16 protein-coding genes and 1 pseudogene are annotated in these 11,395 nt (G+C 66.3%); 9 read left to right on the top strand and 8 right to left on the bottom strand.

Annotated elements, in window-relative coordinates; all coding sequences use genetic code 11:
* Positions 1-121 precede the first annotated feature (121 nt).
* The 8 genes from AB7E83_RS27620 to AB7E83_RS27585 all read right to left on the bottom strand — a co-directional run bounded on the left by AB7E83_RS27620 (position 122) and on the right by AB7E83_RS27585 (position 5,563).
* Positions 122-403, bottom strand: a complete 282-nt coding sequence (locus AB7E83_RS27620) for a hypothetical protein (RefSeq protein WP_428574655.1) — start codon at positions 401-403, stop codon at positions 122-124.
* Between the two features lie 11 nt (positions 404-414).
* Positions 415-840 (bottom strand): hypothetical protein, encoded by a 426-nt coding sequence (locus AB7E83_RS27615; RefSeq protein WP_428574653.1) that lies wholly within the window; start codon positions 838-840, stop codon positions 415-417.
* Positions 840-1,463: a hypothetical protein gene (locus AB7E83_RS27610; protein WP_428574651.1), complete on the bottom strand. Its 624-nt coding sequence runs from the start codon at positions 1,461-1,463 to the stop codon at positions 840-842. The genes AB7E83_RS27615 and AB7E83_RS27610 overlap by 1 nt, the downstream gene beginning before the upstream one ends.
* Positions 1,464-1,466: 3 nt before the next feature.
* Entirely contained in the window at positions 1,467-2,204 is a 738-nt protein-coding gene (locus AB7E83_RS27605; RefSeq protein WP_428574649.1) for an AAA family ATPase, read from the bottom strand.
* 71 nt (positions 2,205-2,275) lie between these two features.
* Positions 2,276-4,441, bottom strand: coding sequence for a Mu transposase C-terminal domain-containing protein (locus AB7E83_RS27600; protein WP_428574647.1), 2,166 nt, complete (start codon positions 4,439-4,441; stop codon positions 2,276-2,278).
* Positions 4,438-4,761, bottom strand: a complete 324-nt coding sequence (locus AB7E83_RS27595; protein ID WP_428574645.1) for a hypothetical protein — start codon at positions 4,759-4,761, stop codon at positions 4,438-4,440. Before AB7E83_RS27595 ends, AB7E83_RS27600 begins: the two co-directional genes overlap by 4 nt.
* Positions 4,758-5,291: a hypothetical protein gene (locus AB7E83_RS27590; protein WP_428574643.1), complete on the bottom strand. Its 534-nt coding sequence runs from the start codon at positions 5,289-5,291 to the stop codon at positions 4,758-4,760. The genes AB7E83_RS27595 and AB7E83_RS27590 overlap by 4 nt, the downstream gene beginning before the upstream one ends.
* The gene (locus AB7E83_RS27585; RefSeq protein ID WP_428574641.1) at positions 5,288-5,563 is read right to left on the bottom strand and encodes a DNA-binding protein; all 276 of its coding nucleotides are present in this window, start codon (positions 5,561-5,563) and stop codon (positions 5,288-5,290) included. Before AB7E83_RS27585 ends, AB7E83_RS27590 begins: the two co-directional genes overlap by 4 nt.
* A 25-nt stretch (positions 5,564-5,588) precedes the next feature.
* On the opposite strand from AB7E83_RS27585, the gene AB7E83_RS27580 reads away from it, so the two are divergent.
* The 9 genes and pseudogenes from AB7E83_RS27580 to AB7E83_RS27540 all read left to right on the top strand — a co-directional run.
* The gene (locus AB7E83_RS27580; RefSeq protein WP_428574639.1) at positions 5,589-5,990 is read left to right on the top strand and encodes a helix-turn-helix domain-containing protein; all 402 of its coding nucleotides are present in this window, start codon (positions 5,589-5,591) and stop codon (positions 5,988-5,990) included.
* Between the two features lie 559 nt (positions 5,991-6,549).
* A complete protein-coding gene (locus tag AB7E83_RS27575) occupies positions 6,550-6,840 on the top strand; it encodes a hypothetical protein (protein ID WP_428574637.1) in 291 nt (96 codons plus the stop codon).
* A gap of 103 nt (positions 6,841-6,943) precedes the next feature.
* On the top strand, positions 6,944-7,513 hold the full coding sequence (locus tag AB7E83_RS27570; protein ID WP_428574635.1) for a glycoside hydrolase family protein: 570 nt from the start codon (positions 6,944-6,946) through the stop codon (positions 7,511-7,513).
* Positions 7,513-7,719, top strand: coding sequence for a hypothetical protein (locus tag AB7E83_RS27565; RefSeq protein WP_428574633.1), 207 nt, complete (start codon positions 7,513-7,515; stop codon positions 7,717-7,719). The genes AB7E83_RS27570 and AB7E83_RS27565 overlap by 1 nt, the downstream gene beginning before the upstream one ends.
* Positions 7,716-8,315 carry a hypothetical protein gene (locus AB7E83_RS27560; protein WP_428574632.1) on the top strand — a complete coding sequence of 200 codons (600 nt, stop codon included), beginning with the start codon at positions 7,716-7,718 and terminating at the stop codon, positions 8,313-8,315. The genes AB7E83_RS27565 and AB7E83_RS27560 overlap by 4 nt, the downstream gene beginning before the upstream one ends.
* Positions 8,312-8,590, top strand: coding sequence for a hypothetical protein (locus AB7E83_RS27555; protein WP_428574630.1), 279 nt, complete (start codon positions 8,312-8,314; stop codon positions 8,588-8,590). The genes AB7E83_RS27560 and AB7E83_RS27555 overlap by 4 nt, the downstream gene beginning before the upstream one ends.
* A complete protein-coding gene (locus AB7E83_RS27550; protein WP_428574628.1) occupies positions 8,590-9,090 on the top strand; it encodes a DUF1804 family protein in 501 nt (166 codons plus the stop codon). The genes AB7E83_RS27555 and AB7E83_RS27550 overlap by 1 nt, the downstream gene beginning before the upstream one ends.
* Positions 9,091-9,103: 13 nt before the next feature.
* Positions 9,104-10,768 (top strand): phage terminase large subunit, encoded by a 1,665-nt coding sequence (gene terL, locus AB7E83_RS27545; protein WP_428574626.1) that lies wholly within the window; start codon positions 9,104-9,106, stop codon positions 10,766-10,768.
* Positions 10,768-11,395: pseudogene (locus tag AB7E83_RS27540) on the top strand (hypothetical protein); the annotation flags it as partial. The gene terL and the pseudogene AB7E83_RS27540, both read left to right, overlap by 1 nt.

The following is an 11,395-nucleotide window of genomic DNA, read 5'->3' as shown; positions in this document are numbered from 1 at the left end:
TACGCCGAAAGGTATGCGCCCGCTGCCGAGGCATTGACTCCTGCGGCGCGTGCGAAGTCCCCGTTCGCGAAGCCCTCGGGCTGCGCTGCTAGGCGCTTCGCGACGTCGAGCTTCTCGGCGCTCACGACTGCGCTCCCGGGGCGGCATGAGCGCGCCAGTACTCGGCCGCGGCGCGGTGCGTCTCCTGCTGATCGGCAACGAGCCCGTTCAGCTCGTAATTGAGCGCGGCCAGGTGCTCGCGGTGCAAGTCGCGTTCGCGCGTGAGCAGCAGGCTCACCCGCGCGAGGCGACGGCGGAGGTAGGCTAGCCTGAGCGTGTAGTACACGCCGACCGGCCCGCCGCCGACGAACAGCTTGAACAGGACGCGGACAGAGCAGACGATGCTCGCCGCTGCGGCTTTCATGCGAATGAGCCTCATGGGGCCTCCGGGGTTGAGGTGGTCGCTTTCTTCCGCGTCTTGACTTCGCGCGGCTGCGGCGGGGCGGTGTGGGCTTTGTGGGTGCAGCCGTTGCAGGCCTGCCAGTGCTGCATGTCGCGCGGGCTCCCCGTGGGCACGGGCCGATGCGCGAACCCTCGGCATTGCTCCGCGGTGATCACCACCGGCTCGGCCGCGTCGGACTGCTCCGTGAGGTGGGGGCACGGGAAGCGGCCGAAGGTGTGGACCACTTTCTCGGCGAGCTTGTCGGTACTCGCCGCGCCCGAGCCGTACTTGCCGGTGCCGTTGAGCACCTGGCTGATGACAGGCGCGCTCACGCCGAGCGCACCGGCGACGAGCTTGCGCGAAAGGGACGTCGCCCGCTCTGCGAGCAGCGCGAACCAAGGTTGATCTTGATAGGACATCAGGCCTTCGAGTTGTTGTCGGAGTGACACGTGCCGACAGGCGCGCGCACGGCGTCCTTCTGCAGCACGTACTGCTTGCGCCCGTTGCCGGCACGCCTGCGCGACTCGGCAACGAAGCCTTGGCGCGACCAGGAGGCCAGGTACTGCGCAGCCGTCTTGGTGGCGCGCGCGAGGGCCTGCTCGTCGCTGCCCGCGTCGACCAGCGTCGACGCCGCAGTCACCGAGTCGAGGACATTGCGCATGCGCATGAGCGCCCACAGGCGGTCGATGAAGGCATCGGGCCGCTTCTGCTTGCGCAGGCCCGGCGTGCGAGCGTATCGGCCCGCCTGCGCGGTGCGAACGCCTTCGAAGCCTTCGACCGTCAGGGCGAAGCGATTGCTGCGCTCTCGCACCCTCGACTCCACCTGCCGGACGAAGCCGAGTTGCACCAGGCGCGCGGAGATGCGATTGGCTTCGGCGCGAGTGACATACGGCACCCATGCACGCAGGTCCGACGTCGAGAAGCGGAAGCCCGCCGCCGGGGCGCGCTCGGCGATCGCGGCGAAGACCGCGTAGGTCGTCTGACGGGCACTGTCGCTGCCCGTCACGAGCGGGGGCAGCGGGGCACGCGCGGGGGCGGTCATGGGTCAGCCCTCCGCGCGGCGCTTGCCGAGCTGCTGGCCGTTGAACTCGGTGCAGAGCACCTTCCCGTCGACGTGCTTCGCCTCGACCTTCTTCCAGCCGTTGGCGTGCGCCCAGGTCTCGATGTTGGCGACCGCATTGAGCACGAGGCGCATGCGGCCCTTCGACTGGGCATGGATGCGGGCGATCAGCTCGTCGTCGATCGCGACCTCGGCCTTCGCCGCGATCGTCGCCTTCACGTCGCCGACCGTGAGAGGCTCGAGCTCGACGACACGCGCCACCCGGCTGGCGATGTGACCGTAGCGCGCGACCTTCAGCGGGAAGTGCTCCATGCCCACCAGGAAGCACATCGTGCCCGTGAGGTCGGTGATGTCGCGCCGCACCTCGGGCAGGCTGGCCGTGCTGCGGATCAGGAAGTCCGCCTCGTCCAGGATCATCGGCACCATCTCGACGGCGAGCTTGCCGCTGCTGCGCGCCTGGACCTCCTGGTTGCGCCCGCGCTTGTCCAGGCCCATCTTGTCGGCGAGCTCGTCGAGCATCGCGCGCTTCGTCCACGTCTCCTTGGCCCGGACGAACACGTAGCCGCTGTCGACGGCCCAGCGCTCGGTCAGCTCGCTCTTGCCGATGCCGTAGACGCCGCGCACGATCACCAGGCCGGCCTCGCGCGCGCCGCGCTTGGCCACGAGCTTCTCCGCCTCGCGCAGCCGCTTGAAGTTCTCGGTTTGGACAAATCCCTTTTTCATGGATACTTCGCTCCTGTCTGTTGTCGTTGCTCAAAAAAATGCGCAGGCACGCTCGGTGAAGGCGGCAACCTTCACCGGGCACTCCTAAAACCTTCTTCCCCGTCCTTCCAGGCGATCCCGCGGCTGTCGAAGTACTCCGCGAGCGACTCGTACTCGTCACCCGCCGCGTACTGCGCAAGCCACGCGCGGTCTTCGGTGTCCCAGTCCGCGCGGTGCCCCATCAGCCACTCGTAGCGCTCGCTGGGCGTGTCGAAGAAGGGCCGGCCGGCCTCGGCCTTGGCAGCACCGCCCGCCGGCTCGTCGACCTGCAGGGCGGGCTCGTAGCCGCCGTCCAGGTGCGGCACCAGGACGTCGACGGAACCGGGTGCGGGCAGGGACGTCCCTGACGCGGCCCCGACCCCACCGAGCTCCCGCTGCGCGAGGTCCATCTGGCCCTGCAGGCGCTTCATGCGCGTCTCGACGCGCTTCGTCCGCGCCATCTCGATCACCGGCTGCGCGAAGAACGCCTTGCGGTTGGCGTTCCAGCCGGCCTCGCACACGAACTCCCCGCGCAGGTCGAAGATCTGCACGCGCGCCGGATCGTGGATGTCGTAATGCACCCGCACCTGCTGGCCGTCGACGGCCATGAGGTCGGCGCTGTAATAGATCTGGCTGAAGAACTGCACCTCGCCGCGCTTGGCTGTGCGCAGCACGGCCGGCATGAAGAGCATGCGCAGCTCGAGCGCGCTCAGCTTGAACTGAAGCTCGCGATCGAGCTGCGCGTCCCATGCCTCGGCCGGCGTCATGTGCTTGCCGGCGTGCGGGCCGCTCTCGTGCTTGGGAAGGCTGCGGTGTCGGTGCTCGTTGTTGTACTCGTCGACCGCACGGCCCACGGCGTCGATGAACTGCTTCCAGCTGGGCGCCTTCGTCGAAAGCCGGATCACTTCGCCCGTGTGCTCGGCGCGCTTGAGCGCCCGCTGCTCCTTCGCCAGTTCGGCCGAGACGCGGCGCAGCGTGCCGGCGTCGACGTCCTTGCCCTGGTAGCTCGCGAACTGCTTGGCGCAGGGGATGAGCCAGCTCAACCAGCTCTTCTCGATGATCCCGCGCGCCTGCGGGTTGCCTGGGATGCCGGTGCGATGCTCCGCGCCGAGCCGGCCGATCACGCCCGTGATGGGGCAATCGAGCTGCTTGGCCGTCTGGCCCGCGCCGTTGTCGGAATAGATGATGGCGGGCACGCCGTTGTTGCCCACCGCGTGGCGCAGCGCATCGCCCACCGCGATCACGTTCTCGGAGAGCGACACCGACCAGCCGCAGATCTTGCGGGTGGCCGCATCGATCACGGCGGTGACCTCGGGCGCGAAGGGCGCTCCGTGGTCGGGGTGACGCACCTTCGCCTTGAAGGTGTGACCGTCGCACACCCACACGTCGAGCGGGCGCAGCACGGTCGTGTCGCGGCGCTTGAAAGGCAGGCGTGCCGCGCGCGCCGAGCCGCTGTGACGCGCCTTGATCAGGTCGACCTTGTCCAGCTTGGGCAGCGCCCGGCGCGCTCTCGCATAGAGCTGCTTCCAGGAGTCGACGGGCTGCTTCAGCCGCTTCGTCACGTCCTGCGCCGCCTGGCTCAAGTTGCGGAAGCGCGGCTCCTTGGAGTGATACAGGGCGAGCACCGCGGCGACGTCGTCGCCCACCTCGGTTACAGGGAGGGATTCGGGCGCGGCCGGGAGAAGCCCCCACCAGCCCTGCGCCCGGTAGGTGCTGATCCAGCGCTGCAGGGTGCGCGTGCTGACCGACGCGTCGCGGGCGCGCTGGTTCGCGGTGCGCGCGACCGCGCCGAGGTCCGTGGCCGTGCCCGAGGCGAGCTGCAGGGCGATCAACGAGGCCGCGCCCTTGATGCCGTGCAGGGGCTCGAGCGAGAGCACCTGGTTGACCAGCAGCAGGCGCGCATCGGCGACTGCGCGCTCGGATTGCGACGGTGGCCGCTCGCGGCTCTGCGCAACGTCGCGCTGCGGCTCGGCCGGGACGAGCGCATCGCCTTCGACGTTGGCCGCGATCGCGGGGTCGACGATGGTGACCTTCTCGATCATCAACGCCGTGCGCGTCTGCGCAGGCAGGCGGCTGCAGTCGAACTCGACGCCGCCTCCGCGCCCAGCGCGTGCGCGTGATGGAACACCGAGCTTCTGCAGCTTCTCGCGGGTGCGGAACTCGGTCGAGGGCATGCCGGGGAAGCCGGCCAGTTCGCGGGCGGTGAGCCAGACACTCATTGCCACGTCCCCTGCACGAGCTCGGCCTGCAACGCGCGCATGCCGGTGCGCCAGATCTTGCGGATCTCCGACAACCCATGCTCTCTGCGCACCCGGGCGACCAGACCTTCGAAGTCGCCGCGGCTCATCGGGCCGAAGTTGAGAGGCAAGACGGGAAAGCGGCCCCTGCCGCGCAGGGCGTCCGTGCAGGTCGTTCCGAACGGCGACGGGTACTGCGTGTACGCCGCGAAGCGCCCGATGGGTTGCGTAGAGTGCTTCTTGACCTTGGCGAGCATCAGTGCGTTGCGCACCGCCTCGAGGGGAATGGGCTTGTCGGTCATACGCCGCGCCTCCGTGGCTTAGGGATCACGGCTCCGAGACCCGAAGCGATCCGAAGCGCGTCCAGGTGAATGCAGAACTCATGATCGAGAGGCGTCGTGTTCTTGCTTGAGCACGTCGGCAAGTTCAAGAGAATGCGAAGCGCTCCCGCCTGCCCTCCCATCGCAACGCCTGTCCTCGACCCCAGCGCGTTCCGAAGGAGCGCCTTCGACAGCCCGAATCGGTCGCAGTATTTTTGCAACGACCCGGTTGCACGGCGGATATTCAGGCTGATCTGGGCGCGATTGAGTACCGAGCCTCGATTGAAGTAGTACGGCAGCGCAGCGTCCTTCAAGCTGACCGTGCCATCGGAATGCAGTTGCAGGCCCGGCTTTTGGTTCTCACTAATAGTGCGCAACTTGGCCGCACCGAGACAGGCGACGAGTTGAATGTGGTCCCGGCCCACGTCGCCGGCTTCTCGAAAGTGCCGAAGCAACACGATTTCTGCGTGCGCTAGCGGGGAATCGACGCAAGGTATCGCGGGCTTGATCACGGGCGCACCACTCGCAGTTGCGGCTTGTTCTTGCTCGGTACGGGCGCGAACTGCGAGGCTGGAATCACGCGCCCGGCCTTCATGCCAAAGGCGACGGCAATTGCATGTGCTTGGCCGCGCTTTGCTTTGATGCGACCTGCAATGACGCCCCGGGCGATGTCATAGGACACGGAATGAGCGCGGCACCACTCCTTTAGTGAAATGCCATCGCGTTCGAGGTCCTCGCGGACTTGCGCGCCTGTTTTACAGGTGTGTGACCCAGCTCTTTTCATCGCACAATGCGTGTGAAATATGTGAATGGAGCGGATTATTTCTCCACTTGGCGAATTCGTCAAGTGGAGAAAAAGGAGCGACGTGCCGAAGAAGCCACACCTGTCCGACGACGACGCAGCGATGCGCGTCGACTTCGGCATTCGAGTGACACGAGCTCGACTGAGCTTGGGAATCAAAGCCGCGGACTTTGCTGCCGCCGGCGGGATCAGCATGGCGCACCAATACCGGATCGAAGCGGGCGAGAGATCCGCGGAAGTCCTGTACGTGCAGCGCCTCGTCGCGCGCTTTGGTTATCAAATCATTGGCGCGCTCTTCGGCCGCCACGACGAAGGCGATTCACGAGTTGTCCACATTGCCGGGAGTAACAACGTGTCCGTTGGCCGCGATGTCACTGGCAATGTGATTGGGGGGAAGAGAAAAGCCTAGGGGAGGGGCTGGATGCAGGGAAGAAAAACTGATGTCAGTGTCAAGGGAGCCGCGAACGTGGTTGTGCTCCGTGACGTAATTCAGATCATCACTACAGGATCAGCAGAGGGTGCAGCAGGCCGCGCGCCATCGGACGTGCGAAGCATGAGCGAAGACAAGGCAGCGGAGCTGAAGCGACTTGTAGACGCGATGCGCCAACTGCTTGACGACGAATAGAAAACGCATAACTCAACACTCTGGAGACTCGACAGTGAGACGTCTTGATCTGCGACTCTTGGTCGCCCTATCGTTGGTCTGTGCGCCTGCGCTGTCGACTGCGCAGAGCCCGGACGGTTTCTCGTACAAGGGGGTTCCACTGGGGGCCTCGAATGAAGACTTTCGGAAGGCATTACCCGACTGGAGTTGTTCGACAAGTGCGGCCTGTTTTTTCAGATCCTCAGAGTGCATCTCCAAGGATCAAAGGCTTGATCGACAGTCAATCGAGGGGTGCTGGAACCGGAACAGCTTTGGTGGCGCGCCGATTGCATCGGGCAGCGCCACCTTTCGAGAAGGGCGCTTGGTGGAGCTGCATGTCACCGTGTCGTCAATTCGGGCACAGGAAATCATGAAGGCTGCCACTGAGCGCTATGGACCGCCATCCAAAGTGGACCACGAGCCCTTCAAGACCCGAGGCGGCGGTACGTTTCCAATCACGCAGATGACCTGGAATCAGACGGCCGCAACAATGCTCGTCACATTGAACAGCGGAAAGCTCGGTGATGGATCAGCCTTCCTCATCACGGCGGACGAAATGGAGTTTCGTCGCAAGCAGCGAGCGTCTGATACTCAGAAGGGCGCGCGGGATTTTTAGGAACCGGCTGCCCCTGTGCTAACCTAAAAAACAGCACTCCGCATCCATAAGGCCGACACGCGTCGGCCTTATTCGTTTGCACCCCGCCCCGCACAGTCGGGGCATGTTGCTCATCCGCCTCCCGTCGTTTCGTCGCCAGCTCGGCGCGATCACTCGCGGCGCGCGTGTGGCGGTCGCGGCTTTGTCGCTCACCGCCGCGGCCTTCGTGGGCCTCACCAACCGCGAGGGCTGGTGTAACCCGGCGTGCATCCCGACCGCGGGCGACGTGCCCACCGTCGGCTTCGGCAGCACCACGCGCGACGACGGCTCGCCGGTGAAGATGGGCGACACCACCACGCCGGTGAAGGCGCTCAATCGGAGCTTCGCCTACATTCAGAACGCCGAGGCCGAGATGAAGGCGACGCTCGAAGGCGTCGAGCTGCACCAGTACGAATACGACGTCTACGTCGACTGGCGCTATCAGTTCGGCGGCGGCGCCTGGCGCAAGTCGTCGATGCTGCGCGAGCTGAAGGCGGGGAACTACGAAGCCGCATGCAACGCGTTGCTGCTGTACCGCTACCAGGCCGGCCGTGACTGCAGCAAGCCCGAGAACTGGGGGCCACGCGGCTGCAGGGGCGTGTGGCTGGAGCAACAGAAGCGGCACCAACGCTGCCTGGGCGCGGAGGTGGGCTGATGCATGCGTTCTACGTGCCGACGTGGCTGTGGGTCTTCTTCTGGGGTGCCTGCGCCTTCCTGGCCAGCTCGCTCGCCGTGCATTACCGGCACCGCCGCCAGGAATGGAAGCCGACGCGCCTGCTGCTCGCGCTGTGGAACCTGGCCGCGCTCGTCCTGGTGATCGTCTCAGGCTTCGCGATCTGGCTGCTCGGAGGCTTGGAATGAAGCAGCGGGGCAACACGCTCCTGGCCCTCGTCCTGCTGCTCGTCGCGGCAATCGGTCTCGCGGCCCTCGCCTACCGGGCCGGCGCACATCACACGGACAACGCGTGGAAGGCGAAGGAACTCAAGCGCGAGCAGGACGCCCGCGCCCGAGAGCTGGCCGAACAGCGCCGTGGCGAAAAGGCGAGCGGCGCCTACCAGGCGGAGCTGCTCGACGCACGAATCGAACGGGACAAACTCGAAGGAGCCTTCAATGCGTACAAGCGCACACGACCCCTCGTCGCGAAGCGCGCGGTGGAGCAGCTCGCCGCCGTCGCGAGCGAACAGCAAGCCGCAGTCGCGGCCTGCGAAGTACTTCATCGCGACGATCCTGCTCTCTCTCATGGGGCTGTCTGGATGTGGAACTCCGCCCTCCTCGGGCGAGACGCCCCTTCGGGTACCTGCGGACTTGCTGACCGCTCCGAGGGCGCCTGTGACGCTGACGCCGGCATCGGCCTCGCCGCGGCCTGGGACAACCAGGCCCTCAACGCCAAGCTCTGCGCCGAAGATCGTCATCGGCACCAGCGGCTGATCGATTTCATCAAGGGAAAACAGCAATGAGCGACCAAGCACGCACGCAGGAGTTGCTCTTGCTCGGGCAGATTCACGGGCTGGTGCAGTCGTTGAAGGACGGCCAGGACCTGCAGAACAGGCGCATGGACGATTTCGAGAAGAAAGTCGATCACCGCTTCGACGGCATGGACTCGCGCCTGCGCACGGTGGAGCAGAAGGCCGCAGTGATGGGCGCAGTCTCCGGCGGCGCGATGGCCGTCGGCACGGCACTCATCATCGAAGGCATCAAGCAGTGGCTGGGGCGGGGCGGCCCGACTCCCTGATGGCACACGGCAAGGAAAAGCGCACGCAGCTGCGCGGCCTCTACGTTTACCAACGCCTGCCGATGGAGACGGCATGCACGAAGCTCGGCGTGCCGAAGAGCACGGGCAACCGCTGGAAGCAGGACGCCGCCGCGCAAGGCGACGACTGGGATACCTCGCGCGCGGCCGTGGCGCTTGGCGACGAGACGTTCACGAACCTGTCGAAGCAGCTGCTCGAGGACTATCTGCTGCAGCACCAGGCGACCATGAAGATGCTGCGCGAGAACAAGGAGCTGCAGCCGCTGCAGCGCGCCGAGATCCTCGCGAGCATGAGCGACAGCTTCAACAAGACGATGAACAGCTTCAAGCGGCTCGCGCCGGACCTCAACCGGCAGGCCATCGGCCTGGACGTGCTGCAGCGCCTGGCGACCTTCACGCAGGCCAAGTACCCGAAGAACGTGCCGGCGCTCGTGCAGATCCTGGAGCCGTTCGGCGAGGAACTTGCCAAGGCCTACGCCTAGCGCGAGGACGCCGATGGCGAAGAACAAGGAGTTGCTCGACGGGCTGGCCGCGCTCGCGGAGGCTCTGCGCCGTCAGATCGACGCGAACCTCGAAGGCTGGGACATCGGCCACGAGGCGGTCGCCGAGCGCCGCCGGAAGGTGTTCGACGAGGTCAACGGGTTCCGCTTCTTCGATTCGACGTACTTCCCGCACTACGGCACCGCGGCGCCGAGCGCGCTGCACGAGTACCTGTACGAGCGCCTGCCCCGGATCGTGCATGCACCGAGCGGCCAACGCGATGCGATCGCGGCGCCCCGCGGCGAGGCGAAGTCCACGAAGATCTCGATGTCCTTCGTGCTGTGGTGCCTCATCACCGAGGCGAAGTGGTACCCGATCATCGTCATGGATGCGTTCGAGCAGGCTGCGGAGATGCTCGAGGCGGTAAAGGCGGAGCTCGACTCCAACCAGCGGCTCATCGGCGACTTCCCCGAGGCATGCGGCCAGGGCAAGGTCTGGCGCGCAGGCGTGATCGTTACAGCCAGCGGCCGCAAGGTGGAGGCCTTCGGCAGCGCAAAGAAGATCCGGGGCCGCCGGCACGGCCCGCACCGCCCCGACCTCGCGGTGCTGGACGACATCGAGAACGACGAGAACGTCACCACGCCCACGCAGCGCGACAAGCTCGAGAAGTTCGTCACCAAGGGCGTGCTGAACCTCGGCCCGCCCGATGACAGCATGGACGCGATCATCGTCGGCACGGTGCTGCACCACGACAGCGTGCTCAAGCGCTTCCTGCGCAATCCGCTGTGGAACCGCAAGGTGTTCAAGGCCATCATCCAGTGGCCCGCGAACATGGAGCTGTGGGAGCAGTTCGAAGGGCTGCTCCTGAACGCGGACAACCCGCAGGACGGCTTGGCCGCGGCGATGGCGCTGTACGACCAGAACCGCGAGGAGATGGAGCGCGATGCGATTGTCAGTTGGCCCGCGGTCAGGCCGCTGGTGAAGCTGATGGTGAAGCGCGCACGCGAAGGCCACGACGCCTTCGACAGCGAGCAGCAGAACGACCCCACCAGCGGCGAGGACGCGCCGTTCGTGAACTCGATTCGCTTCTGGGTCAACAGGCTCGCGGAGTGGGTCTTCTACGGCGCCTGCGACCCATCGCTCGGCAAGGCCGGCGCCGGTCGCGACCCGAGCGCGATCGGGGTCGGCGGGCACAACCGCGAGACGGGCGTGATGGACGTCGTCGAGGCGAAGATCAAGAAGCGCGTGCCCGACCGCATCATCAGCGACATCATCGAGATGCAGCGCGAGTACAACTGCATTCGGTGGGGCGTGGAGACGGTGCAGTTCCAGGAGTTCCTCGCCACCGAACTGATCAAGCGCAGCGCGAAGGAAGGCGTGCCGGTCCCGGTGCGCATGCTGGTGCCGATCGCCGACAAGATGATGCGGATCGAGGCGCTGCAGCCGCACATGCACAACGGGCTGATCCGCCTGCACTCGAGCCAGCTCACGCTGATCGACCAGTTCCGACACTTCCCCAAGGCCGACCACGACGACGGACCCGACATGGTCTGCATGCTGTGGATGCTGTCCGTCACGGCGTTGGCCGCGGCCGTGCAAAGCGGCGGGACCACCGATCAACAAAGCGCGCGAAGCCGATACGGGCGCGCGGCGAAGCGCATGTTCAGAGGAGTTGGATGATGGGCAAGGAATCCATGTGGACCCGGCTGAAGGCGGCCGCGGGCTTCGCGCAGCCGGCCGAAGTCGAGCCCGCCACCACCGAGACGCGCGTCGTCGAGGCCGCGGGCAGCCAGAGCGAGGACGCCGAGCCGGGCTGGCGCAAGCTCACCGGCGACGGCCTGAGCAAGTACAACGACCGCGACCTGACGCCGATTGCGCAGGACCGCATGGCCAAGCTCGCGGAGTGGCTGTGGCAGAGCAACTTGCTGGCCAACCGCCTGATCGAGATCCCGCTCGCCTACCTGGTGGCCGAGGGCGTCACGCTGCAGTGCAAGGACCCGGAGCATCAAAAGCTGCTCGATGCGTTCTGGAACGACCCCATCAACAACTGGCCGCTGAAGCTGCCCGCGCGCGTGCGCGCCCTCGCGCTGCTGGGCGAGCAGTGCTACGTGACGCGCGTGAACGCGGGCAACGGCTTCGTGCGCCTGGGCTACCTGGACCCGCGCAGCATCGGCTCGGTGGTGATGGACCCGGACAACCCCGAGCAGCCGATCGGCGTCATCACGAAGCGGGACGTGCATGGGAAGTACTGGAAGTACCGTGTCGTCGTCCTGGGCGAGGACGCGGACCTCTTCACCGAGCGCACCA

The organism is Ramlibacter sp. (assembly GCF_050250995.1).
Taxonomy (GTDB): Bacteria; Pseudomonadota; Gammaproteobacteria; order Burkholderiales; family Burkholderiaceae_C; genus Ramlibacter.
The sequence above is the reverse complement of the archived record's forward strand: the minus strand, read 5'-3'. Positions and strand labels throughout refer to the sequence as shown.

What these genes read in the sequence shown, in the direction of transcription:
- AB7E83_RS27620 (WP_428574655.1), bottom strand. Translation starts at nt 403, where the DNA reads ATGAAAGCCGCAGCGGCGAGCATCGTCTGCTCTGTCCGCGTCCTGTTC.
- AB7E83_RS27615 (WP_428574653.1), bottom strand. Translation starts at nt 840, where the DNA reads ATGTCCTATCAAGATCAACCTTGGTTCGCGCTGCTCGCAGAGCGGGCG.
- AB7E83_RS27610 (WP_428574651.1), bottom strand. Translation starts at nt 1,463, where the DNA reads ATGACCGCCCCCGCGCGTGCCCCGCTGCCCCCGCTCGTGACGGGCAGC.
- AB7E83_RS27605 (WP_428574649.1), bottom strand. Translation starts at nt 2,204, where the DNA reads ATGAAAAAGGGATTTGTCCAAACCGAGAACTTCAAGCGGCTGCGCGAG.
- AB7E83_RS27600 (WP_428574647.1), bottom strand. Translation starts at nt 4,441, where the DNA reads ATGAGTGTCTGGCTCACCGCCCGCGAACTGGCCGGCTTCCCCGGCATG.
- AB7E83_RS27595 (WP_428574645.1), bottom strand. Translation starts at nt 4,761, where the DNA reads ATGACCGACAAGCCCATTCCCCTCGAGGCGGTGCGCAACGCACTGATG.
- AB7E83_RS27585 (WP_428574641.1), bottom strand. Translation starts at nt 5,563, where the DNA reads ATGAAAAGAGCTGGGTCACACACCTGTAAAACAGGCGCGCAAGTCCGC.
- AB7E83_RS27580 (WP_428574639.1), top strand. Translation starts at nt 5,589, where the DNA reads ATGGAGCGGATTATTTCTCCACTTGGCGAATTCGTCAAGTGGAGAAAA.
- AB7E83_RS27570 (WP_428574635.1), top strand. Translation starts at nt 6,944, where the DNA reads ATGTTGCTCATCCGCCTCCCGTCGTTTCGTCGCCAGCTCGGCGCGATC.
- AB7E83_RS27565 (WP_428574633.1), top strand. Translation starts at nt 7,513, where the DNA reads ATGCATGCGTTCTACGTGCCGACGTGGCTGTGGGTCTTCTTCTGGGGT.
- AB7E83_RS27560 (WP_428574632.1), top strand. Translation starts at nt 7,716, where the DNA reads ATGAAGCAGCGGGGCAACACGCTCCTGGCCCTCGTCCTGCTGCTCGTC.
- AB7E83_RS27555 (WP_428574630.1), top strand. Translation starts at nt 8,312, where the DNA reads ATGAGCGACCAAGCACGCACGCAGGAGTTGCTCTTGCTCGGGCAGATT.
- AB7E83_RS27550 (WP_428574628.1), top strand. Translation starts at nt 8,590, where the DNA reads ATGGCACACGGCAAGGAAAAGCGCACGCAGCTGCGCGGCCTCTACGTT.
- terL (WP_428574626.1), top strand. Translation starts at nt 9,104, where the DNA reads ATGGCGAAGAACAAGGAGTTGCTCGACGGGCTGGCCGCGCTCGCGGAG.